This window comes from Bacteroides sp. MSK.18.37 (genome assembly GCF_019129155.2).
Lineage (GTDB): Bacteria > Bacteroidota > Bacteroidia > Bacteroidales > Bacteroidaceae > Bacteroides > Bacteroides ovatus.
This window is the reverse complement of the sequence record NZ_JAHOIB020000001.1, coordinates 1648103-1671964: the sequence shown is the minus strand read 5'-3', so window position 1 is coordinate 1671964 and position 23862 is coordinate 1648103. Positions and strand designations below refer to the sequence as shown.

General features: G+C 40.0%; 26 protein-coding genes. 12 read left to right on the top strand and 14 right to left on the bottom strand.

The window, feature by feature from the left end; translation table 11 throughout:
* Positions 1 to 12: 12 nt before the first annotated feature.
* The 4 genes from KSX81_RS07030 to KSX81_RS07015 all read right to left on the bottom strand — a co-directional run bounded on the left by KSX81_RS07030 (position 13) and on the right by KSX81_RS07015 (position 4710).
* Positions 13 to 1008, bottom strand: coding sequence for a FecR family protein (locus KSX81_RS07030; RefSeq protein ID WP_004299235.1), 996 nt, complete (start codon positions 1006 to 1008; stop codon positions 13 to 15).
* An 89-nt stretch (positions 1009 to 1097) separates the two neighbouring features.
* A complete protein-coding gene (locus tag KSX81_RS07025) occupies positions 1098 to 1688 on the bottom strand; it encodes an RNA polymerase sigma factor (protein ID WP_004299237.1) in 591 nt (196 codons plus the stop codon).
* Between the two features lie 229 nt (positions 1689 to 1917).
* Positions 1918 to 3243, bottom strand: coding sequence for an MFS transporter (locus KSX81_RS07020; protein ID WP_004299239.1), 1326 nt, complete (start codon positions 3241 to 3243; stop codon positions 1918 to 1920).
* A gap of 27 nt (positions 3244 to 3270) precedes the next feature.
* The gene (locus KSX81_RS07015; RefSeq protein WP_004299241.1) at positions 3271 to 4710 is read right to left on the bottom strand and encodes a mannitol dehydrogenase family protein; all 1440 of its coding nucleotides are present in this window, start codon (positions 4708 to 4710) and stop codon (positions 3271 to 3273) included.
* A 199-nt stretch (positions 4711 to 4909) separates the two neighbouring features.
* Here KSX81_RS07015 and KSX81_RS07010 point away from each other — a divergent pair, with 199 nt between their 5' ends.
* The 3 genes from KSX81_RS07010 (at position 4910) to KSX81_RS07000 (ending at position 6768) form a co-directional block, all read left to right on the top strand.
* Positions 4910 to 5926, top strand: a complete 1017-nt coding sequence (locus tag KSX81_RS07010) for a LacI family DNA-binding transcriptional regulator (protein WP_004299245.1) — start codon at positions 4910 to 4912, stop codon at positions 5924 to 5926.
* A 151-nt stretch (positions 5927 to 6077) separates the two neighbouring features.
* Positions 6078 to 6392 (top strand): thioredoxin, encoded by a 315-nt coding sequence (gene trxA / locus KSX81_RS07005; protein WP_004299247.1) that lies wholly within the window; start codon positions 6078 to 6080, stop codon positions 6390 to 6392.
* Between the two features lie 40 nt (positions 6393 to 6432).
* On the top strand, positions 6433 to 6768 hold the full coding sequence (locus KSX81_RS07000) for a hypothetical protein (RefSeq protein WP_004299249.1): 336 nt from the start codon (positions 6433 to 6435) through the stop codon (positions 6766 to 6768).
* 213 nt (positions 6769 to 6981) lie between these two features.
* Here the strand turns inward: KSX81_RS07000 and KSX81_RS06995 are convergent, their stop codons facing one another.
* A complete protein-coding gene (locus KSX81_RS06995; RefSeq protein ID WP_004299251.1) occupies positions 6982 to 7707 on the bottom strand; it encodes an RDD family protein in 726 nt (241 codons plus the stop codon).
* A gap of 101 nt (positions 7708 to 7808) precedes the next feature.
* Between KSX81_RS06995 and KSX81_RS06990 the strand changes: the two genes are divergently transcribed.
* The 6 genes from KSX81_RS06990 to KSX81_RS06965 all read left to right on the top strand — a co-directional run bounded on the left by KSX81_RS06990 (position 7809) and on the right by KSX81_RS06965 (position 14061).
* Positions 7809 to 8771 (top strand): stage II sporulation protein M, encoded by a 963-nt coding sequence (locus KSX81_RS06990; RefSeq protein WP_217725783.1) that lies wholly within the window; start codon positions 7809 to 7811, stop codon positions 8769 to 8771.
* Positions 8752 to 9690, top strand: a complete 939-nt coding sequence (locus KSX81_RS06985) for a hypothetical protein (RefSeq protein WP_004299254.1) — start codon at positions 8752 to 8754, stop codon at positions 9688 to 9690. The genes KSX81_RS06990 and KSX81_RS06985 overlap by 20 nt, the downstream gene beginning before the upstream one ends.
* A gap of 16 nt (positions 9691 to 9706) precedes the next feature.
* Positions 9707 to 10324, top strand: a complete 618-nt coding sequence (locus KSX81_RS06980; RefSeq protein WP_004299255.1) for a DUF4129 domain-containing protein — start codon at positions 9707 to 9709, stop codon at positions 10322 to 10324.
* Positions 10321 to 11592: a DUF4350 domain-containing protein gene (locus tag KSX81_RS06975; protein ID WP_004299257.1), complete on the top strand. Its 1272-nt coding sequence runs from the start codon at positions 10321 to 10323 to the stop codon at positions 11590 to 11592. Before KSX81_RS06980 ends, KSX81_RS06975 begins: the two co-directional genes overlap by 4 nt.
* Before the next feature lie 11 nt (positions 11593 to 11603).
* A complete protein-coding gene (locus KSX81_RS06970) occupies positions 11604 to 12578 on the top strand; it encodes an AAA family ATPase (RefSeq protein ID WP_004299258.1) in 975 nt (324 codons plus the stop codon).
* 172 nt (positions 12579 to 12750) lie between these two features.
* Positions 12751 to 14061, top strand: a complete 1311-nt coding sequence (locus tag KSX81_RS06965) for a DUF58 domain-containing protein (protein ID WP_004299260.1) — start codon at positions 12751 to 12753, stop codon at positions 14059 to 14061.
* On the opposite strand, the gene KSX81_RS29095 is transcribed toward KSX81_RS06965, so the two are convergent.
* A complete protein-coding gene (locus KSX81_RS29095; protein ID WP_254888186.1) occupies positions 14056 to 14133 on the bottom strand; it encodes a hypothetical protein in 78 nt (25 codons plus the stop codon). The genes KSX81_RS06965 and KSX81_RS29095 overlap by 6 nt on opposite strands.
* Before the next feature lie 176 nt (positions 14134 to 14309).
* Between KSX81_RS29095 and KSX81_RS06955 the strand changes: the two genes are divergently transcribed.
* Entirely contained in the window at positions 14310 to 15668 is a 1359-nt protein-coding gene (locus KSX81_RS06955) for a transposase (protein ID WP_217726205.1), read from the top strand.
* Positions 15669 to 15877: 209 nt separating this feature from the next.
* Here KSX81_RS06955 and KSX81_RS06950 read toward each other — a convergent pair whose 3' ends face one another.
* From KSX81_RS06950 to KSX81_RS06925, 6 genes are all read right to left on the bottom strand, one after another.
* Positions 15878 to 16153, bottom strand: a complete 276-nt coding sequence (locus KSX81_RS06950) for a HepT-like ribonuclease domain-containing protein (protein WP_254884279.1) — start codon at positions 16151 to 16153, stop codon at positions 15878 to 15880.
* Positions 16137 to 16430 (bottom strand): nucleotidyltransferase family protein, encoded by a 294-nt coding sequence (locus KSX81_RS06945; RefSeq protein ID WP_004299263.1) that lies wholly within the window; start codon positions 16428 to 16430, stop codon positions 16137 to 16139. Before KSX81_RS06945 ends, KSX81_RS06950 begins: the two co-directional genes overlap by 17 nt.
* Positions 16431 to 16501: 71 nt before the next feature.
* Positions 16502 to 16729, bottom strand: coding sequence for an immunity 17 family protein (locus KSX81_RS06940; protein ID WP_004299265.1), 228 nt, complete (start codon positions 16727 to 16729; stop codon positions 16502 to 16504).
* Complete coding sequence (gene tsaE / locus KSX81_RS06935; RefSeq protein WP_004299267.1) at positions 16726 to 17139, bottom strand: tRNA (adenosine(37)-N6)-threonylcarbamoyltransferase complex ATPase subunit type 1 TsaE; 414 nt, start codon at positions 17137 to 17139, stop codon at positions 16726 to 16728. Before tsaE ends, KSX81_RS06940 begins: the two co-directional genes overlap by 4 nt.
* A gap of 13 nt (positions 17140 to 17152) precedes the next feature.
* Positions 17153 to 17962, bottom strand: coding sequence for a metal ABC transporter permease (locus KSX81_RS06930; protein WP_004307944.1), 810 nt, complete (start codon positions 17960 to 17962; stop codon positions 17153 to 17155).
* Between the two features lie 4 nt (positions 17963 to 17966).
* Positions 17967 to 18410: a hypothetical protein gene (locus KSX81_RS06925; protein ID WP_004299271.1), complete on the bottom strand. Its 444-nt coding sequence runs from the start codon at positions 18408 to 18410 to the stop codon at positions 17967 to 17969.
* 114 nt (positions 18411 to 18524) lie between these two features.
* Here KSX81_RS06925 and KSX81_RS06920 point away from each other — a divergent pair, with 114 nt between their 5' ends.
* Together KSX81_RS06920 and KSX81_RS06915 are read left to right on the top strand one after the other, a co-directional pair.
* A complete protein-coding gene (locus KSX81_RS06920; RefSeq protein ID WP_004323465.1) occupies positions 18525 to 19652 on the top strand; it encodes a leucine-rich repeat domain-containing protein in 1128 nt (375 codons plus the stop codon).
* A 36-nt stretch (positions 19653 to 19688) separates the two neighbouring features.
* The gene (locus KSX81_RS06915; protein WP_217726140.1) at positions 19689 to 20690 is read left to right on the top strand and encodes a M28 family metallopeptidase; all 1002 of its coding nucleotides are present in this window, start codon (positions 19689 to 19691) and stop codon (positions 20688 to 20690) included.
* A gap of 56 nt (positions 20691 to 20746) precedes the next feature.
* Here the strand turns inward: KSX81_RS06915 and KSX81_RS06910 are convergent, their stop codons facing one another.
* Together KSX81_RS06910 and KSX81_RS06905 are read right to left on the bottom strand one after the other, a co-directional pair.
* The gene (locus KSX81_RS06910; RefSeq protein WP_217726139.1) at positions 20747 to 21496 is read right to left on the bottom strand and encodes an N-acetyltransferase; all 750 of its coding nucleotides are present in this window, start codon (positions 21494 to 21496) and stop codon (positions 20747 to 20749) included.
* A 346-nt stretch (positions 21497 to 21842) separates the two neighbouring features.
* Positions 21843 to 23855, bottom strand: a complete 2013-nt coding sequence (locus KSX81_RS06905) for a RagB/SusD family nutrient uptake outer membrane protein (RefSeq protein ID WP_217726138.1) — start codon at positions 23853 to 23855, stop codon at positions 21843 to 21845.
* Positions 23856 to 23862 lie beyond the last annotated feature (7 nt).

The window sequence follows — 23862 nt, the reverse complement described above, 5'->3', positions numbered from 1 at the left end:
TAAGATTAATAATTATTTGTTCATTCGAATATTTATCTTTCCATCCTTAACTGTGTAATTGAATCCATAATGTATTTTCAATACTTCCAATATATCTTCGATTTTCTCATCATCGAATGCACCAGTGTATACATCATCTACGGATATTGAACTATCTATTGAGAATTTCACACGAAATTTCCTTGATAAACATTGGAATACATTCTCCAATTTTTCTTCCCGGAATACTAATTCTTTGTTCAACCAAGCTGTTTCTATTTTAGTAGTGGTCTTTTCTATATTAAGTTTATTATCATATTTGTTATAAGTAACTTTTTCATTGGGTTTAACGCAAATAGTCTGATAGGGAGGCTGCGATGTAGATACATTAACATGTCCTTCTACCAAAGCCATCTCTATAATATCCTTATCCTCATAGGCATAAAGATTGAACTTTGTTCCTAAAACTGTGACATCTATATATCCGGTATTGACAATAAACTTTTTCTCTGTGTTTTTCTTAACTTCAAAATATCCTTCACCCGATAATTTCACCTTGCGATTATCCTGTCCGAAATTTTGTTGATATGTAAGGGATGAGTTTGCATTTAGACGAACCAATGTACCATCAGGAAGAGTCACTTGAGAAGTGCCGGAATCTCCTGAACGTACTATTACATCTTGTTCAGCCAATGTTTGCAACTCTTGGTGTTGTATGTAGTACAGTATGGTTAATCCACTTGCAAAAAGGAAAAGAATTGAGGCTGCAATTTGTCCCCAGTGCCGTGTTATTTTGTAAAAAGGTGAGATCTTCATCTTTTTATGTAGGTGAGAGTACAAGGAGTCAATCTTTTCTTGAGATAAAGAAGGATATGTATCAAATTTATTCCATTCTTCGAAAAGAACGTCCTCCAACTCTTGGTCAGACGAGTCGTTAACTGTTGATACCAATTCTTTAAAATCCGATAGTGAAAGATTACCGGACTGAAACTTCTTTAATAAGTCTTTTGCTTTATTTACTATGTGCATATTTATAACATTTTATATGTTATATCCACAAGTAAGCTAAATGTAACATCAAAAGTATTATGTTATAAAACACATAAACAAGAGAACTTTCAAATATCTTTCAGGAAGAGAAGAAGAAGAGGATAATATTGACGCAATTCTACACGGAGAATTTTTAGAGCCATACATAATTGATTTCTCACGACTTGGTTAGTTATCGACAATTTTTCAGAAATTTCAGAAATTGACATACCATATTCTTTATTCATTTCGAATATGATACGTTGACGAGGAGATAGGTGTTGTTTTCCTTTTTCTAATGCATTTACAAATTGGTCATAGCACATCAATGATTCAGCTTCAGCTGTTTCTGTAGACGACCGATTAAGATATTCAACGTAATCTTCCATCAAGGGGTTATTTAACTGACGGCGCATTTCTTTTAGGAGAAAATGATATGCAATCGTAAATAAGTATGATTTAAACGAAACGTCTGGATTAAGATTGGCACGATTAGACCATATACGTAAAAAAGTTTCCTGAACAACATCATCGGTTGCATCTTTCGACTTTAGGTATTGAAACACGAATCCATATAGCCGAGATACCCATTGCTCATAAAGTTCTTGATAGGCTTTCTCGGAGCCATTCCGAACAGATAATAATATTTTTCTTTGTTTTTCTATAGTTTCACAATGCATCACTTTGGATAATATTTTAATAAACAATTAGGACTGTTGATTGTCAACCTCAAAACGTCTTTATTGTTTTTGGATAGCACTCTTATATCGAACTAATTTATACAGATAGAATATTTGTATAAAATATTGATTGATATTGCAATTTATGTATTTTTTTTAAGAATCGTGTATAAAAACATAAAAATATATTAGGCATGTCCTATTTCTATGTAGACAGCTAATGGAAACATCATGATTGTTGTACTTTGGGTAAGTTTTTAATATGTGATCCGGAAATGGCATAATATAGCATAACTAGTTCACATATAAGTGCAATTATCCATGTCCATTGCCAGCTTCCCCATGTGTCGGCAAGGATGCCTTGAAGTACAGGGAATATGGCACCGCCGAATACTCCCATCATAAGAATGCCGGAAGCTTTGGAAGTGTATTGCTGCAATCCTTTAATAGCTAAAGTGAATATGCAACCCCACATTACAGAATGGCATAGTCCTACAGATACCAATATCCATAAATTGTTGGTAAGAATAGCCACCAATATAAGTATTGTAGCAATAATGGTGGTTACAGTGAGTAATATGCGTGGAGAAACATTGTTGAAAAAACTAAATATAAGCCTTCCTACCATCAAACCTCCCCAATAGAGAGTGGCGAGTAATGCGGGGATACCTAGATCTAACCCCCAGACTACTATATGACTTTTTCCAAAGCAAAAAAATCTGTGCCCATTTTCTATTAGTTCCATTGCATGCAAATTGATATTTACTCCAATTGATACTTCTGCCCCTACATAAAAAAATAGGGCGATGACTCCTAAACTTAAATGTTGATAAGACCAAATACTGTGTTTGGGCTTATTGTTATTGTCAACTCTGGTTCCTTGAATATCAGGCAGGTTTAGTCGGGAGGTGATTAATGTAGTGATAATGATACATAAGGTGATCATTAAAAAGGGAAACATTAATTGGTCGGCCGTAACACTTTCAAGCGTAACACCGGCAAAGATAATTCCTGTAACAAAGAAAGGAGCGATCGTAGTACCAAACGAATTGATAGCACATACGATATTGATACGCTGTACCGGTTGCGTATTTGGCAGTTCATAGGCGGCAATATAAGGGTTGATTACAACTTGTAGTAAGGCTGCTGATGTTCCCATTAAATAGGAGCCCAATAGAAAAATAAAGTAGCCATAAGGAACTTGGTCTTTAAAAATTAGGATGCGAGCATCTCCGTAATGTACTACAAGCCAGGACGAGAGAGAATACATTAATAGACCGATAACCATGATTGACAGTGCGCGTAGTAATGTTTTCTTGTAACCGTGCACGTTTATCCATTTTCCTCCTAATGAACTATTCAGTAAATATCCGAGGAAGAAAAAGAAAGATATAAAAGTCGTTAATGTATTTCTCAATTCATCTGTATGCGAAAGAAACGCAATTTTTAAAGGACCTTGAAACTGCCCGTTCACAGTTGTTAGGAAACCTACTATGAAATATATGAAAGTCAGGACAATGAATGGACCGAGACTGTTATTTTTTTGTGTATTCATAATATTAGGGTGCAAAAAAGAGTTTTGTTATAATATACTTTCCAGTGTTGACATTGTTCCTTTTTCTTTGATTGCATTCACCATTTGCAGATATAATTCAACAAATTCGTCGGCAGCTTTCAGTTCTGTACTTTGGAAAGGTGATAGTGAGAGGAAATCTATTGGGGAATTACTGGCTATAAGGATGTCATCTGTTGCTGTCAGCCATGGCTCTGCAATCTCAAATTTAGTTCCGTTATCATCAGTCTTATATTTCAAGTAATGACGATAAGCAGCAAAAAGATACGCTTGGCGAGTAAGATTTGCACGGTCACGGATCATCTGGATCAGATTTGGCATGATATATACGGGAAATTTGGATGCACCGTCAAAACATAAACGCGCTACTTGGTCGCTAACGGTATGATTACCGAAACGTTCTATTAAAGTTTGTTTGTACAAATCCAGATCCATGTTTCCCGGTGCAGGAACATACGGAGTAATATCAATATCCATGAAGCCACGTACGAACTTTTTAATTCGTTCATCGGATATGGCGACGTCTACTTTACGATATCCGCTCAGGAAAGCAGGATATGAAAGTAAGGTATGAGAGGCATTCAGTAGGCTGAGTTTCATATTTTCATAGGTAGTCACATCCTGCGTAAATTCTACGCCGACCTTTTCCCATGCAGGACGACCGGCGATAAATTTATCCTCCACTACCCATTGGATGAAGTCTTCGCAATATACAGGTGCTCCGTCTTGAGTTCCATTTTGGGTGTTCAGCCGGATAATGTCTTCAGGTTGGGTCGAGGGGGTTATACGGTCTACCATACTGTTAGGGAAAGTGATATTTACTGTTGCCCATTCTGCTAGTTCTGGATCTTGGGCTTGGAAAAAGGAGAGAAATGCTTTGCGTGCGGTGTTACCATTATGTTGTAAGTTGTCACAAGATAAAATTGTGATAGGTCCATTCCCGACAGCTTTTCTTTTCCGTAATCCTTCGGCTACAAAGCCAAAGGTCGTTTTCGGGCTTTGTGGGTGTGCTAAGTCATATTTGATATTTTCATTATCCAGCATAAATTCATTGGTAGCTTTCGCTATATTATATCCGCCTTCGGTGATAGTTAGTGTAATGATATGGATATTTTTATCGGCAATTTTATTAATAATGGCTGCTGGATTCTCGATTCCCCAAATCAACTCGATTAATGAGCCTATCTGATAAGTTTGGTCTTTACCATCTCGTCCGCAAATAGTTAGTGTATATTCCTTTTTTTGCTTTTCTAGTATTCTGTACAAGCGCTCATCTCCAGGCAATAGCATAGCACCGCAAATACCCCAATCCTGTTGGGTAGGATCTTCTAATAATAAATTAGTATAAAATTCTTCATGTGCACGATGGAAGTTACCGACACCAATATGTAAGATACCTGGTTTGATATGTTCGCGGTTGTAATTGTAAGAAAGTACTTGTGTTTTCATGTTTTCTTTATTTTTTAATTCTATATTATTGTTAATGAAGCAAAGATAAGTTTGGTGAATAATAAAAAGCTGTTTTTTGAGGACGTTTTACCTGCAAACGATTGCGGGAACGTTCCCAAAATCTGCAAACGTTCCCAATGATTAGGATTTGTCATTGTAAATGCATATTTTTGCCCTAAGTTAAAATACAAAAGTAGCTATGAAGCACATTACCATTAAAGATATAGCCCGACATTTGTCTTTGTCTGTTTCAACAGTATCTCGTGCGTTGATAAATGATAAGAACATCCGTCAAGAGACTAAGGAAAGGGTGCTGGAAACAGCAAAAATGTTAGGGTATAAGCCTAATCCGGTAGCTACCAATTTGAAATATGGACATACGAATACTGTTGGGGTTATCGTTCCGGAAATGCTCACTCCGTTTGCTTCACAAGTGATAAGCGGTATACAAAGTGTACTTTATGCTAATGGGATAAAGGTTATTATTGCAGAATCAGATGAAGATCCAAATAAGGAAAGAGAGAATCTGCAAACAATGGAAAGGTTTATGGTAGATGGAATTATTATCTGTCTTTGTAGTTATAAGGAGAATTTGGATCAGTATATACGTCTGCAGCAGGCGGAAATGCCCATGGTTTTTTATGATCGTATACCGTATGGAATGAATGTTTCCCAGGTTATTGTAGACGATTATATAAAGGCTTTTTTTTTGGTTGAGCATTTGATCCGGGAAGGTTATAGGCATATTGTTCATTTACAGGGACCTGATGATGTGTATAATTCAGTAGAGAGGGCGAGAGGATATAAAGACGCATTGGCTAAATTTAACATTCCGTTTAATAAAGATAGGATGTTAAAGGCGGGGTTGACTTTCAAGGATGGAGCAAATGCGGCAGATATGTTAATAGAAAAGGGAATTTCCTTTGATGCAATTTTTGCTTTCACAGACACATTGGCTATTGGTGCAATGAATAGACTGCGGGATTTAGGTAAGAAGATTCCGGAGGAGATTGCTATTGCTAGTTTTTCTGGTACGGTGTTATCTACAATTGTTTATCCACAATTAACTACGGTTGAGCCTCCTTTACAACAAATGGGTAAGGTGGTGGCTGAATTGATTATTGAGAAGATTAAGGAGCCGTTGTCTCCAAATCGTTCGATAGTGTTGGATGCTGAGATTAAGTTGCGTGCTTCTTCTAAAAAGGAAAAAAAATAAAAAGGAGAGTAACCGACGAGTAGCTTTTGTATAAAGTGATTTGATAATACTATAAAACAATAAATAGGTATAATCAATTGGATTTAATTTTCTATATTTGTAGCGAGAATAAGCTAACGAGATAATATTTAATCATTAATACTTAAAGAAAATGGCTTTAGAAATTACAGACAGCAACTATAAGGAGATCCTTGCAGAAGGAAAACCGGTTGTGGTAGATTTTTGGGCTCCTTGGTGTGGCCCTTGCAAAATGGTAGCTCCTATTATTGAAGAATTGGCGGCAGAGTTTGAAGGACAGGTAATCATCGGCAAGTGTGATGTGGATGAAAATAGCGATTTGCCTGCTGAATATGGTATCCGTAATATCCCTACCGTATTGTTTTTCAAGAATGGTGAGATTGTAGACAAGCAAGTAGGCGCTGTCGGCAAACCTGTATTTGTAGAGAAAGTAAAGAAACTGTTATAAGCAGCCTACTTAATATCTATCACTTAATACTTAAATTATCATGGGACTGGAAGAAGATTTTTTATTAGCAGATGCCGATGATGAAAAGACCATCGAGTTTATCAAAAACTATCTGCCTCAAGAACTGAAGGAAAAGTTCTCGGACGACGAATTGTATTATTTTCTCGATTTAATCGACGAGTACTACTCTGAAAGTGGCATTCTCGACGCTCAACCCGATGAAGATGGTTATGTCAACATCGATTTGGAAGAGGTTGTGGCTTACATTGTAAAAGAAGCCAAAAAGGATGAAGTAGGAGAATATGATCCTGAAGAAGTCCTCTTTGTGGTTCAGGGAGAGATGGAATACGGAAACTCTCTGGGACAAGTGGACTAAACGACGTCCGGTCTCATTGCAGATAAAATTAAGATAAGGGGTGTGCTCTGTGAGTATACCCCTTTTTTGTGCGGTGTTTTTTCTCAAACATTCTTATGCCTATGAGAAAAAGTTCTCACTGCGATGAGAAAAAATACTCATTGCAATGAGAATTAATTCTCACTATGGTGAGAATAATCCCTTGCCTGAATAGCCTGAAACAGCGTATTCTGGTTATATTTCCTCCAATGCATAATACTGATAATCGCGAAGTACAGTCTGAAGAAATTTTTCCTGATTACCGTCACGAGGAGTAACGGAAAGCAATTCCTGTACTTTCTTAGCAAGTGCCGTGACACGTCTTGCCCGGTCTTTCTCGCTGGATTCCAGTGTTCGGGTAATTACATTCACTTGTTCGAGTGATAAATCAGCCGATTGTGGATATACCGGATGATAATTCTGGGTAAGATAATCGAATTCATCCAAGCTAACATGAATCTTACGGTAGTTTTTCTCTTTAATCACCATCGTACCGGCAGCAAGATCTCCTAGCCGTTGATTATTTTTATTCAATAAAATGACCAGAAGTCCCAGACCGCTTGTGATAGGACCATCAATTGGGAAAAGAATCCATCGTAACAGATAAGATCCTATGCTGGGAGTGGAACCGTCCACTTTTACAACACGGATATTGATGAGTTTCTTTCCAAAACTCTGTCCGTGATTGAACATCTCGCAAAGAAAAGAATAACCGAGAATAGGCAAATAAACGATGCACAGAAAAAAGAATAAACTGAATCCTGACGGTATACTTAATTTAGACAAGAGTGTAATAGTAGACAAGATGTAAAGCCCGATCAGAAAATAATCGATGATTAAAGCCATCAGTCGTTCGCCGATACTGGCGGGCGTTTGGCTGATACGAACGAATTGTCCGGTTATTATCGTAGATTCTGCCATTTCAGGTTAAACATTTTTAGGATTCCGTTGCAAATATATCATAATTCTCTTATTTTTGCTTCCGGTTTCGGACAAAACTTATCCGAAATCTATTGAAAAGCATGAAAGAAGTAACGTTTATTCGTCGGAACATTGAAAAATGGAAGGAGACAGAGAAGGTTGTGGAGCAGGCGGCAAGTCTGTCTCCCGATCAACTGGCCGATGCATATACGGACTTGACAGCTGACCTGGCATTTGCTCAAACACATTTCCCGACTTCCCGTATTACTATTTATTTGAATAATCTGGTTTCAGCGTTACATAACGAGATTTATCGGAATAAACGAGAGAAGTGGACACGCATTATAACCTTTTGGACACAGGAAGTGGCACGAACCATGCACGATGCACGCCGCGAATTACTGACTTCCTTTCTGATTTTTGTAGCCAGTGCATTAATCGGTGTATTATCAGCAGCGAATGATCCGGATTTTGTCCGGCTGATATTAGGAAACGGTTATGTAGATATGACACTCGACAATATAGCCAATGGTGAGCCGATGGCCGTGTATAACGGCTCTTCTGAAGTACCGATGTTTCTAGGCATTACGCTTAATAACGTGATGGTATCTTTCAACTGTTTTGCCATGGGATTGCTGACCAGTTTCGGTACAGGATATATGCTTCTTTCCAATGGCATCATGGTGGGAGCTTTTCAAACATTCTTTTATCAGCACGATTTGTTATGGGAGTCCAGTCTTGCTATCTGGCTACACGGGACGCTTGAGATTTGGGCGATCATCGTGGCCGGCGCCGCCGGATTAGCTTTAGGCAACGGTTGGTTGTTTCCCGGCACGTATTCACGATTGGAATCTTTCAGAAGAGGAGCGAAGCGAGGCTTGAAAATAGTGATCGGCACTGTTCCGGTATTTATTATGGCAGGCTTTATAGAAGGTTTTATTACCCGTCACACAGAACTTCCCGATATGTTGAGGCTCGGTGTGATACTCACTTCTCTGGCATTTATTATATTCTACTATATTTATTTACCAAATAGAAAAAAACATGGAATCACAGAAACCTAAGATTGCGATGTATGTGAAACGTCCTTTCGGTGAGAAGTTGAACGCTTCTTTTGATTTTATAAAAGAGAATTGGAAACAATTGTTTAAGTATTCAACTTATCTGATACTCCCTATATGCTTAATTCAGGCTGCTAACTTTAGTGGTTTAATGGGAAGTATGACAGATCTTAGTGCCATGCAGACTTCAGGAGGAATAGGTGAGAATCCGTTAGCTGCCCTGGGACCCTCATTTGCATTGAATTATGCGGGAGTAATCTTCTTCTTATGCTTGGGAGGTTTGCTGTTGACTTCCCTGATTTATGCGATGGTGCGATTGTACAATGAACGGGAAGAACGCCTGAACGGAATTGTATTTGGCGATATAAAACCGTTGCTGCTCCGTAATGTCAAGAGGCTGTTTCTGATGGGGATTGCTTGTGGCTTCTTGTTCCTCTTTGCGGTGATCCTTGTTGTTCTATTGGCTGTGTTAACACCTTTCACACTCATTCTGACCATTCCGCTTTTATTCGCATTTATGATACCTTTGGTATTAATGTCTCCCATCTACTTATTTGAAGACATTTCGTTGAGCGAGGCATTTGCAAAGACATTCCGGTTGGGATTCGCAACCTGGGGTGGAATTTTTCTGATATTAATTGTAATGGGACTCATTGCCAGCGTATTGCAGACAATTGTTTCTATACCATGGTATGTAATCTATATTGTGAAAATGATCTTTACTATGAGTGACGGAGGTGCAACCTCTTCATCGGTCGGACTGAACTTCGCACAATATTTGTTCTCTATCCTAATGTTGTATGGTTCTTACTTGTCGGCTATATTTAGTATTGTCGGTCTGGTTTATCAGTACGGTCATGCATCGGAAGTGGTAGACAGCATAACGGTAGAAAGTGATATTGATAATTTTGACAAACTCTAAAACAGACCTCAACTAAATGAATCTCACTTCCCCGGCTGATACATTAGTCTGTGATACGGCGCAGATTGCCCTCTGGCAGTCTGATCCGGCATACAACTATAACCGTGAACTGATTACTCCGGAGATGAATATCTTTGAGTGGATCAGCAGACAGTTTGGGGAATTGATGCGTAAGATATTCGGCAGTCGTTTTGCTGAAGAGTATTCAGGGCTTATCCTGGTATGTATTGCCATCCTTCTTTTGTTGCTGATTGTTTGGTTCGTCTATCGGAAACGTCCGGAATTGTTTATGGTCTCGCATAAAAATGCGTTGCCTTATACAGTTGAAGAAGACACCATTTACGGAGTAGATTTTCCGGGAGGGATTGCGGAAGCGCTTTCCCGTCAGAATTACCGGGAAGCAGTACGTTTGCTCTATCTGCAAACTTTGAAACAACTTAGTGACGCTGAACGTATTGACTGGCAACTTTATAAAACGCCTACCCAGTATATCAATGAAGTCCGGCTACCGGCTTTCAGGCAACTGACCAATCATTTCCTGCGGGTACGTTATGGCAACTTTGAGGCAACGGAAGAACTCTTCCGGGTAATGCAGGCCTTGCAGGAAGAAATAGGGAAAGGAGGCGTTTCATGAAAGGAAGTCGCTGGTTCATTGTCTTTATTGTCGCTTTTCTATTCATCATGTTTGCAATAGAATATCATTTGCCGAAGAATTTTGTGTGGAAGCCCACTTTCGGACATCATGACGAGCAACCTTTCGGATGTGCAGTGTTCGATAGTGTGTTGTCTTCTTCTTTGCCACAGGGGTACACTTTTTCGAGGAAGAGTCTCTATCAATTGGAGCAGGAAGATACGACGCAACGCAAAGGTATATTGGTTATCTCTGATAATTTGCGATTGTCGGACGTCGATGTAAACGCTCTGTTGAAAATGGCGGAACGCGGAGATAAGATCATGTTGGTGAGTACCTTGTTCGGCAGATATTTGGAAGATACCTTGCAGTTCAGGTCTTACTATTCTTACTTCAGTCCGATGGCTTTGAAGAAATATGCAACTTCATTTTTGAAAAAAGATAGCTTGCATTGGATAGGAGATTCGACGGTTTATCCCCGTCAGACTTTCTATTTTTATCCCCAGTTGTGCTCCTCTTATTTTTGGGGAGATTCACTTCCGGAAAGGGTGTTGGCGCAAAGAGTTTTTGAGTCGAATGAGTTCCGGTATGAAACAGAGGTGGACTCGTTGACAACGGATAGTCTTGTTTATATGCCTGTAGCGATGTCCCGTCGGTGGGGGAAAGGAGAAGTTATTTTAGTTTCCACTCCTTTGATTTTTACCAATTACGGAATGTTGGACGGCAAAAATGCAACCTATATCTTCCGTTTGTTGTCGCAGATGGGGAAGCTTCCTATCGTTCGCATGGAGGGGTACATGAAAGAAACTGCACAGGTGCAGCAATCACCTTTCCGTTATTTTCTTGCACATGAACCGCTTCGTTCGGCTTTGTATCTGACGATGATTACCATCCTGCTCTTTATGATATTCACAGCGAAGAGGCGGCAACGGGTGATCCCTGTTATTCACGAGCCGGCCAATAAATCTCTTGAATTTACCGAACTGATAGGTACGCTTTACTTTCAGAAGAAAGACCATGCGGATTTAGTTCGCAAGAAGTTTTCCTATTTAGCCGAAGAACTGCGGAGAGAGATTCAAGTGGATATTGAAGAAGTGGCCGACGATGAACGCTCTTTCCACCGGATTGCCCGAAAAACCGGAATGGATGCCGGAGAGATTGCTAAATTTATCCGCGAAGTCAGACCCGTGATTTACGGAGGACGTGTTATTGATGCGGAGCAGATGAAGGTATATATCGATAAAATGAATGAAATAATCAATCATATCTAAAGAAGAAATTTATGGAAGAGAATACAGAACAGCGAGTAGATTTAACTCTCTTTTCCGAGAAGATACAAGAGTTGAAAGACCGGATTGCTTCCGTCATAGTAGGGCAGGAGCAGACAGTGGATTTGGTACTGACGGCAATTTTGGCGAATGGACACGTATTGATAGAAGGTGTTCCGGGAGTTGCGAAGACACTGTTGGCCCGTCTGACAGCTCGTCTGATTGATGCAGACTTCAGTCGTGTTCAGTTCACTCCGGATTTAATGCCGAGTGACGTATTAGGTACGACTGTGTTTAATATGAAAACGAATGGTTTTGATTTTCATCAGGGACCGATTTTTGCGGATATTGTATTGGTCGATGAAATCAACCGTGCTCCTGCCAAGACACAGGCTGCCTTGTTTGAGGTAATGGGAGAGCGCCAGATCAGTATTGATGGAACGACTCACCGGATGGGAGATCTTTATACGATTTTGGCTACCCAGAATCCGGTAGAGCAGGAGGGAACATACAAACTTCCCGAAGCACAACTCGACCGTTTTCTGATGAAGATAACGATGGATTATCCTTCATTGGAAGAGGAAGTGAATATCTTGGAACGTCATCATACCAATGCCGCATTGGTGAAGTTGGACGACATTACTCCCGCTATTACCAAAGAAGAACTGTTGTCGCTCCGTGCTTTTATGAATCAGGTATTTGTAGACCGCACGTTGCTCCAATATATCGCATTGATTGTGCAGCAGACCCGTACCAGTAAAGCTGTATATTTGGGAGCTTCTCCACGTGCATCTGTAGCCATGCTGCAATCGTCGAAAGCGTATGCTCTTTTGCAGGGACGTGATTTTGTGACACCGGAAGATATCAAGTTTGTAGCTCCTTATGTACTTCAGCACCGTCTGATCCTGACTGCGGAAGCTGAAATGGAAGGCTATTCACCGGTGAAAGTGACACAACGCTTAATTGATAAAGTGGAAGTCCCGAAATGAAAAGATTTATGATTTATGAATTCTGATTTATGATTTGGGCTGCGCGTTGGATGTCTGACCCTATTCATAACATAAATCGAAGAAATCATAAATCGTAAATTATAAACTGTACGTAAATTGTAAATTGTAAGTTGAAGAAATTATAAATCATAAATTATAATTCATAAATCATTTGTTTCTAACTCGTCGTTTCTATATTGCCCTTGTCCTGGTTATCCTGTTGTTGGGTAGCGGATATGTTTTTGCTCCGTTCTTTGTTATCGGGCAGTGGGCACTCTTTGTCTTGCTTTTGGTGGTACTGGCAGACGTATATTCTCTTTATCGTATTCGTGGAATCCGTGCTTTCCGTCAGTGTGCCGACCGTTTCTCTAATGGCGACGAAAATGAAGTAAGTATTCGAGTAGAAAGTAGTTATCCGCATCCTGTATCTTTAGAAATCATAGATGAGATCCCTTTTATCTTTCAGAAACGTGATGTCGACTTTCAGGTGAAGCTTGGAGCAAACGAGGGAAAAACAGTTACCTATCGTCTTCGACCTACTCATCGTGGCGTTTACTCTTTCGGTCATATCAGAGTTTTTGTGACCGGAAAAATCGGCTTTATATCCCGGCGCTATACTTGTGCAGAACCTTTGGATATCAAAGTGTACCCGTCATATCTGATGCTCCATCAATATGAATTGCTGGCAATAAGTGATAATCTGACAGAATTGGGAATAAAACGTATTCGCCGGGTTGGGCATCATACGGAGTTTGAGCAGATTAAAGAGTATGTAAAGGGGGATGATTACCGTACGATTAACTGGAAAGCAAGTGCCCGCCGGCATGAACTTATGGTGAATGTGTACCAAGACGAACGTTCACAGCAGATTTATAATGTGATCGATAAAGGTAGAGTGATGCAGCAAGCTTTCCGTGGAATGACCTTGCTGGATTATGCAATTAATGCTTCGCTGGTGCTTTCGTATGTTGCCATGCGGAAAGAAGATAAAGCCGGATTAGTGACTTTCGATGAACACTTCGATACTTTCGTGCCTGCTTCCAAGCAACCGGGATATATGCAGACATTGCTGGAAAGTCTTTATAGCCAGCAGACCACTTTCGGGGAGACGGACTTCTCGGCTCTTTGCGTTCATTTGAACAAACATGTCAGTAAGCGTAGCCTGCTGGTACTATATACTAACTTCTCGAGCATAGGAGGAATGAACCGTCAATTATCTTACCTGAAACAACTAAACCGCCAACACCGTTTGCTCGTAGTCTTTTTTGAAGATGTCGATTTGAAGGAATATATCGCCCAACCGGCAAAAGATACGGAAAGCTACTATCGTCACGTGATTGCAGAAAAGTTCGCTTACGAGAAGCGGCTGATTGTATCTACTTTGAAACAACATGGAATCTATTCTTTATTAACTACACCGGAGAATCTTTCGATTGATGTGATTAATAAGTATCTGGAGATGAAGTCACGACAACTACTATGATAAGTCTTTTATAATTTGTTCAACTGTCTCTTTTAAAGGAGGAAGATGTTTTTGTATGACTACCCAGATAATCTCGTAGTCAATGTTAGCATATTCATGAGAAATGATATTTCTTAGGGATATTCCTAAAATAATAAAATTTAAGGCAACTAATTCATTGCGAGTTAGTTGCCTTTTTTGTATCTTTAAGCATTCCCCCCCAAAAACGGTTTGACGGCCAAAACGGGGGGAATTAAAAATAAAAACACATGGTAAAGATACAAAAAATCTCAGAAATCGAACCTTGTTTAGGTTTTACCGAGTTCGATATGCTTAAAAAATATCGTCAAAGTTTTGCAACGAGTGAATTAGGTCGACTCCATTCTCTGTTCCCTTTCTCGGAACTGGCCCGACAAATGCATTTGAAGTCCTCTCCTTTGGGGCGTAAAAGTTATTTTTCTCCCGAAGGTAAAATAGCCTTGATGGTCTTGAAGTCCTATACCAACTTTTCCGATGCACAACTGATTGAGCATTTAAACGGTAATATTCATTACCAGTTATTTTGTGGTATTCAGATTGATCCGCTTCATCCACTGACCAATCCTAAAATCGTCAGTGCAATTCGTCAGGAACTAGCGGATCGCCTTGATATTGAGTCCCTCCAGCTCATTCTTGCCGAGCATTGGAAACCTTATCTTGAGAACCTTCATGTCTGTATGACCGATGCCACCTGTTATGAAAGTCATCTGCGCTTTCCTACTGATACCAAACTCTTATGGGAAGGTATTGTATGGCTTCATCGTCATCTGTGCAAACATTGCCAGACCTTGCACATACAACGTCCCCGTAACAAGTATCTTGATGTACGCCGTGCCTATCTTGCTTATAGCAAACTGCGTAAACGCAAGAAATCACAGACTCGTATGATTACACGAAGGTTACTTCAGTTATTGGAAAAGTTACTTGACCAGCTGGAGCAGCTTCATTCATCCTACAGGAACAGGCTTACACTATCCTCTGATTACCAAAGACGTTTCTCGGTCATACAGACAGTCCTTGAGCAAGGGAAAAATTTATTTGCAGGCAAAAAAGTGTCCAACCGTATCGTGAGTATCGACCGGCATTACCTTCGTCCCATTATCAGAGGCAAGGAAACCAAATCCGTTGAATTCGGAGCCAAAGTCAACAATATACAGATAGACGGAATCTCCTTTATAGAACATATCTCCTTTAAGGCTTTTAACGAAGGAGTACGTTTGAAAGACTGTATTCATCTGCAACAACAACTGACCGGGGTCAGGGTTAAGGCGCTTGCGGCGGATTCAATCTATGCCAATAATGCCAACCGGAAATTTTGTACAAAATATCATATAAGTACTTCCTTTAAGCGTAAGGGCAGAGCTGCCAAAGATGAGCCGCTTCGGAAAATCTTACGGTCGGAACTCAGCCGTGAAAGAGCTACCCGCCTGGAAGGAAGTTTTGGAACGCAGAAACAACATTACTCACTGGCCAGGATAAAAGCTAGAAACAGGAAAACGGAAGTACTTTGGATTTTCTTTGGGATACATACAGCCAATGCGGTATGTATGATAGAAAAGGTCGAAAAGAAAAAAAGAAAGGCAGCATAATCTGACTAAAATAACAGGAAAAACAGGAGAGGTTTTAACTTCCCCTAAAAAAGACATGTACATAATGCAAGGGTGGGAAGGAAAAAACAAGAATATGTAAACAATATTGTACAAAAAAGATAGAAGACTGGGAGAGTTGAACGAAAAAATCAAGAGAAAAGCTCACGTAAAGCAAAGCTTTTCTCTTGATTTTTTAGAAAGAGGAACATTTACTGAATATCCCTTCTTAATCCAATAACCTTTGCCCATGGAATTTGGGGATAATCTTTAAGAAAGTTCTTTTGTGTTTTGTCGTCAACAGCCTTAATCGTTTCTCCTATTACTTGGATTCGCATGATGCATGCGTCTAAGATGGTCATTCCCCAAGGTGATAACAAAAAATCATCTACGTTCTGAATGTTCTTACACCTTTCTTCAATGATAGATATTGATTCTGATATTTGGAGAAACTTGTCTTGGATTTCTTCTTTAAGCGTATATTCCATCTCTTGCTATTCTTTGGGAAATAAGTGAACGGAGGTTTTTACGCAAACGAAGGAGGTCTATTTTGCAGTTACATATACGTTCCAGTTCTTCTTTAATATCAAACATAATAAAAGGGTCCGGATCCTTTAGTTCAACAAAAACATCCAAATCACTCTCTTCATGTTGCTCTCCACGGGCAACAGAACCAAAAATACCAATAGAAATAATTCCATATTTCTCGGCAAACTGTTGTTTGAATTGGCGAATTTTTGTAAGATATTCATTGGTTGTTTTCACTTTTCTATCCTCCTTTCATACAAAAATAGTAAAAAATGGGAAGAAAACAAAAGGATTCTCTTAAAAACATATTATCCTCCTATGGCTTTCCGTGTTTCCACAAAGAAGAATACAGCCATTCCAATGATGATAATTCCCAGTATTCCATAGAAGAGCCTTGCCCGGTTGCGTCCTACATTCCGGACAATGGTTTGTGCGTTGCGCGTTGTAAAGAACCAGTCCCAGTTCAGCAATGACGCCAACAGGGAGACGATTCCTGCTAGCGCAAAGATTCCTTGTACGATATATTGTCCGGTCATAGTTTGATTACTCTATTTCCGTCTTCCAGTTCTTCAATCGTTACTTTTACGGCATTTCCCGGAAGTAATTCTTCTACCAGTTCCGGCCATTCGATAAAGCAGAGAGCGCCACTGTAGAAATAGTCTTCGTAGCCCATGTCATACACTTCGCTTAGTTTCTTGATGCGGTAAAAATCGAAGTGATAGATTAACTCTCCGGTTTCGTCCGAACGGTATTCGTTGACAATAGCAAAAGTAGGAGAAGTGATAACATCCGTTACGCCCAATTCTTCGCAGAGTGCTTTGACAAATGTCGTTTTGCCGGCACCCATCTTTCCGTATAAAGCAAATACAGTGTTGTCGCCCATAGCAGCGATAAATTCACGGGCTGCTTCATGGATACTTTCCAGTGATTGAATTTTGATTTCCATATACTATCTATTATTATGACTTTTTCCTGCAACAACTCTTTCCGATTTTACAAACAGCGTAAATCAGGATAGAGAAGAATATGATGGAAGCTCCCGAAGGGACTTTCCAGTGATAAGAAATAAATAATCCACCCAGGCAGCCCAAGAAACCGATGCCAATTGATAACCAGATAATCTTCTTGAAACTATAAGTGAACAAGTTGGCTGTCATCTGTGGAATGGTGAGAAGAGAAATGGCCAGTACGATGCCTACCATACGCAGGCAGGCTACAATTGTCAGCGCAATGAACATCATCAACACATATTCGAATATCTCTACCGGAATCTTTTGCGAACGTGCAAACTCACGGTCAAAAGCAATATATACGATAGGGCGGATAAACAGATAAAAGAATCCGGTCAGTATCAGTGCCAATATGCCGAGCATCCATAAGTCAATTTGGTTGATAGTCAGGATATTGCCGAAGAGGTAAGCTGATAAGTCAGGCGCAAATCCCGGCGACAGGAAGCTGAACATAATTCCGAGTGCCATCCCTAACGTCCAGAATACTGCAATGGCAGAATCTTCGCGCATATCTTTCCGTCTGCTAAGCCATTCGACGCCAAAAGCAGATAATACCGAGAATACGGCTGCCGAGAGTATCGGAGAAATTCCGGCAAACAATCCTAACCCGATCCCTCCGAAAGAAGCATGAGTGATTCCTCCGCTGATAAATACCAGGCGGCGGGTTACAATATATGTACCGATAATCCCACAGGCAATGCTTGCCAGCAGACTTCCCAATAGGGCGTGTTGAAAGAATGTATATTGTAGTAAATCCATCACATCACCTGTCATCTGCCTTTTTTACTTCTATGTTTCTTCTTTCTCCGATAATCAGAAAAACTTCGTCTTTGAGATCATCCGGTAGTTCAATGCCACGGAGCTGAAGGCTACGTACCCATCCGGCCACTTCTACATCCAGTGTCGTATACAATACATCCCGAAACATTTCTGTTTCTTCTTCTGTATACGCATCTCCTGCCTTGCCAATGAACTGGTCCAGTTCTTCGTCATCGTAATATTCTATCTTTTTGCTGACAGCTGCCAGCAGGCTATCCCGTTCGCATACTTCGTGTTGTCCGCAGCATTCCACATCTACTTCCTTCACTTCCGGCATACGGTCCAGTTCGCCCTTTTCTATTTTCTTTTGCAGTCTTTTGTTGCGGATAATTCCGGCTATCAGCGCAATGACACCCAGCAACACCAGACTTATAATAAGTATCCACATGACAATATAACAGTTACGAATCAAATTTGTGCAAAGTTACTTATAAATTTGTATTCTATCGTGTATGCTATCTATTTCTTTCGTACTTTTGTATGTTACTAACTCAAATATAAGATGAAAAGACAGAGTATATTATTCGTTCGGAGTATGTGGGTGGTTATCTTATTCACTACCCTTGCTGCCTGTAAAGATACGGATAACAGAGTGTTTGGAGATGATTTTGAATTTCCGGCATTGACAGATGAAAACACGATTCGCTTTACAGTGAATGTTGTAGGAGACTGGCGGCAGTTGGACATTGTAGCAAGTGGGGGACGAATGGTGATAGATTGGGGAAACGGTCGTATACAGAAAATAGAAGATCCTTCTTCAATGAGTGGCGGAGTGGTATATAGATATGGAAATAAAGGATTATATGAAGTGAGGATTTGGGCTGAAGAGCTGCAGCTTATCGATATAAGTGGTTTGCTTCTTCCTTTGAGTCATCTTTATTTGGGAAATATGCCGCGAATGAAATCACTGGCTTTGAATAGCATTTCTGATACTCGCGAATTGGACTTGAATACCTTCTGTCCTAATGTGGAAAGTATTAATATCGGTAGTTTCGCTGATTTGGAGCATTTGGAGATTGAGGATTGTTTCCGATTGCGATCTATACAAGTTTATTCTAATCCCAAATTGACTTCAATAGAGTTTGGTAGTCATCCGGAAGCGGAAAGTTTATATTGTTCTTATAATGGTTTTTCTTCCCTTTCCCTTAAAAGCTTGCCGGCATTGCGCGATATTGATTTGAGTTCTAATGAAGTATTGTCACATCTGGAATTGAACGAGAAGACTTCAATTTCTGCGATATTGATACAAGGATGTGCTTTCCAATCAATTACTGATATATTGAAATGTTGCCCTTCTTTAAGGGAATTAAGTTGCTCATACAACAAATTGACCGAACTTGATCTGTCCGATAACTCTAATATTAGTGAATTGCGTTGTGAACATAATCAGCTAACTCGTTTAATGGTACCGCAAGGAAGTCTGTTAGAACATCTTTATTGTCACTCGAATCAATTGGATGAGGATGCCTTGAATACACTGTTTGATTCCTTGGGGCAAGTGCTGGAACCTGCTATTTATTATCCGACTCCTCCCCGGCAATATCGGATTTCTTTTAATGATAATCCGGGAGCAGATGATTGTAATAGAAATATCTTGAATGATAAAAACTGGATAGTTGAAAATAAGTAAAGTATGGACGATTGTTTCTTAAATCTTATATACATCATGAAGAAAAACATTCTGCTTCTCTCTTTTTTGTGTAATTTTTCATTGTTGTTATCTGCCCAAACTAACGTAGAAAAAGGGTTGCAGAGTATCAACCGTTCCTCTGCCGAAGCTACTATCAACTTTTTGGCTAGTGATGAATTGCAAGGGCGTGAGGCAGGTTTTCATGGTTCACGTGTGACCTCGGAGTATATTGTTTCCTTACTTCAATGGATGGGAGTATCACCTTTGGCTGACTGCTATTTCCAGCCTTTTGATGCTTACCGTAAAGAACGTCAGAAAAAAGGACGTCTGGAAGTGCATCCTGATTCCATAGTTAAACTGAAACAGGAAGTTCATCAGAAGCTTTCCATGAGGAATGTATTGGGAATGATTCCTGGTAAAAATACCAAAGAATATGTGATTGTGGGGGCGCATTTCGACCATTTAGGTATTGATCCTGCACTCGATGGCGACCAAATATACAATGGTGCTGACGATAATGCTTCCGGTGTATCGGCAGTGCTGCAAATTGCAAGAGCCTTTTTAGCCAGTGGACAGCAACCCGAAAGAAATGTAATCTTTGCTTTTTGGGATGGAGAAGAAAAAGGACTGCTAGGCTCTAAATATTTTGTACAAACTTGTCCTTTCCTATCTCAAATCAAAGGCTATCTGAACTTTGACATGATTGGTCGTAACAACAAACCTCAACAACCCGAACAAGTCGTTTATTTCTACACAGCCGCCCATCCGGTCTTTGGGGATTGGTTGAAAGAGGATATCAGAAAATACGGTTTGCAATTGGAACCGGATTACCGCGCCTGGGAAAATCCGATAGGAGGAAGTGATAACGGTTCGTTTGCCAAAGTAGGTATTCCGATCATCTGGTATCATACGGACGGGCATCCTGATTATCACCAGCCTTCCGATCATGCCGACCGATTGAATTGGGATAAGGTCGTAGAAATCACCAAAGCCTCTTTTCTCAATATGTGGAAGATGGCAAATGAGAAGTCTTTTTAATGAAGCAGATAAAATACAATCCTGATAATTAGCGGGAAAAGTCAGGATTGTATTTCTTATTTTTTGAGTATTCTTTTTAAATAGTCGATAGGTGGCAAATTCACAGTCTCAAAACTTCCTTTATAAAATACAGCAAAATTATTAAAAACACACGGTAACTCTTTTGCTTTCTGTAGCGTATCTACTTGAATAAAAGAAACAGGGACATCATTTGTTTCACAATATTGTTTGATCATTTCAATGTATTTATAGATATAGGGGCATTGCATATCATAATAAATCGTCAGTTCCTCACTTTCTATTTTCAGATTCTTGGCATTTGGCGCGAACTTCGGTACTGTTCCGTCAAAAGAAAGAGCAAGCAATTCATATCCGTTATCGGTAGTGTCAACCACTTCAAAACCAAATTTCTTTGCAAATGATTGGTCGGAAAGCCAGCTCTTCTGTTTTTTTGCCCCGAGCATACAAATGCCGGATCTACCTTTTTCTTTGGCATCAGTTATACAGTACTCTATTAATGCTTTCCCATATCCGTTTCCTCGGGGACTACCTAACACCCATAAACAATACAGATAATAATAGTTGTCGCCGATGATGGGAACCCAAGCTGTTTCAAGAGGGGCATATTCAATAAAAACCGTAGCTTTGGCGTTTAACTTTCTAAAGACATGGCCTTCATTCAGCCGGTCGGAAAGCCATTGCCGTTTTGCTTCAATACCAGGATGAGACTTTTTGCTGCGGATGATGCAGCATAAATGCTCATTAGAAAGATTTTCTGTTGTTAAGTTTGTAAAGTCAGTATTCATATACACCTTTGTTTCAAGTTAGATATTATCAATCGGATAGTGTAGTAATTGTAATACTTGATTAGCCCGGTTGACAGATAAGCAAATACAAATGTAGTGAATTTTGCGGATAATCTCTGTTGGGTGACTATGGAAATCACAAAGACTTTTTATACATCTGCAGAGGATGTTGAACGAGAACTCATGCGAATGTAAAACTTCATTGCCTAACTTAGGATTAGATTGACCGCAGTTCTACCTAATCTGGAGCGAGACAATGAAGTTTATAAAAATAAAAAGATAACAGATATATAATATTAAGGTCGATATATTTGTAAACTCAAAGAGTTGTTCTTTTATCTTTTTATTATTCTACAGGTTGTGCGCCAGTGTCGCCTTCAATCTTCCATCCCGGGTTCTGATAAACGACTGAACTTGTAAAATCATTCTTATCCGAGGCTGTCTGACGAAATACAGCCATACCTATCGGATTCAGATAATGAGCAGGTGTAAAGAGGAATCCCTTCTGCCCGGCAATCAGATTATTCTTCGTGATTTTTTCGTATGGAAGAATATATTTACTTAAATCAGGTGAGGACATATTACCTTCTGCCGGATCTACTTTACATAAATCTGCCAGTTGCGTTTCATAGTTGCTTCCCCAGTATAGCATACCTTCTACACGGTAAGGTTTGGATATCAACTGGTCGCATGCACGCCAGCGTTTCAAGTCTTCCCAGCGCAAAGCTTCTGCACAAAGTTCGTTACGGCGTTCACGGCGGATATTATATAACGTCGCGTCTATCAATTGGCCATGAGAATAAGCACCGAAATCGCCTTTAGCCTCTTCGCTCATCTGTGTTGCAGCGATTGTCTTATTATAGTCTTCGTCCACTTTGGCGCGTCGGCGTAAAGCTTTCCAATATCCGTCGGCTGTTCCGTCGATTCTACCATTTTTTTCATACGAAGCTTCCATGTAAATCAACATGGCTTCTGCCGCACGGAAAACAATACCACCTGATGTTCCCGCACTATGGTCATTTGCCATGTGACTGGAGTAGTGTTTGCCTTTTTTGATGATGAATCCGGTTGTTGCCAAACTTCCTTTATCGCCATAAATGAAACGGATTGAGCAATAACTGGGAGTTCCGTCATCACCGTAATAATTCACATCACCTTTATTTTCAGTGTTGGCATCACCCGGCTTTTTGGTAAAGATAACAATGCGTGAATCACGATTCTGTAAAGTGGAATTTACTCCTTCTCTCTCCCAATCGGGATTATAACCGGAACCGGCTGCATAGATGGGAAGCCCATTGCGCATCAGGAACGAATTGACCATGCCACGAGTCCATCCGGAACCACCGCCATTGCGTGCCAACTCCATTTGCAAGTTGTTGGTTACCAATCCTTCCTTGAACTGTTTCCACATCAGTATTTCATCATATCCTTCCATGTTTTCATCGCAGAACATGGTGTAGTAAGGATTGATGGAAACCAGACTGGCGTTCATACCTTCGGGGGTATCGGTATTGTCTGCCAGTTTTCCGACGATATAGTCGCCTACCACTTTTGATGACTTCATTGCTTCATCAAGAAAATAAGCCACTTCTGTATCACTATTAAAACCGCTTACATCTGCGGGATTACCCGGCCATCCTTTTCCACCGGGTACAAAAGCTGTTCCTTTGTGATACTTTTCCCAAGTTGCTTCGAAGAGGGCAACGCGTGCACGTAGCAAGTGAGCTACGTTTTTGCTGATGCGATTCTTGCCACCGGGACTTTTATCAAGCAACAATTCTGTTGCTTTTTGCAAATCGTCCAGAATGAAGCGTGCCACCTTATTACGCGGCTGGCGCTTGCTGGATTCCACCAAAGTCTCTTCTATGTCGGGCAATGCAGTAGTGATAATAGGTAGATCTCCTAAAGAAACCAATAATTTATAATAATTGTATGCCCGGATCACGTACATTTCTCCGATATAATGCTTCACATTATCCTGATTGCCGGTAATAGTGCCTGCTTCGAATTTCGGTAAAGTATTATCAAAGAAATAGTTGCAGGTTCGTATTTTGCTCCAGTCCCATTCGCCTTCACCAGACGGCACCTTCTTTTGCCCGGGTATCCAGAAGGCCGGTGAGTCACCACTGGCTTGGTTATCAGTATCATTATCTTTGCCGAAGAAATTGATGCCATACGCATCGGTCACTGTTTCAAATGGGTAAGCATTGATTGTGTATGCAGCCAGATCACTTTCGGATGCAAAATATTTTTCGGGAATTACTTTATCCAGTGGTTCCCTGTCGAGAAAATCATTGCAACCGGTCAGTCCGCCCAATAGCAATGTTCCTATTGTCAAAAGTTTAATATGTTTTTTCATAATCGTT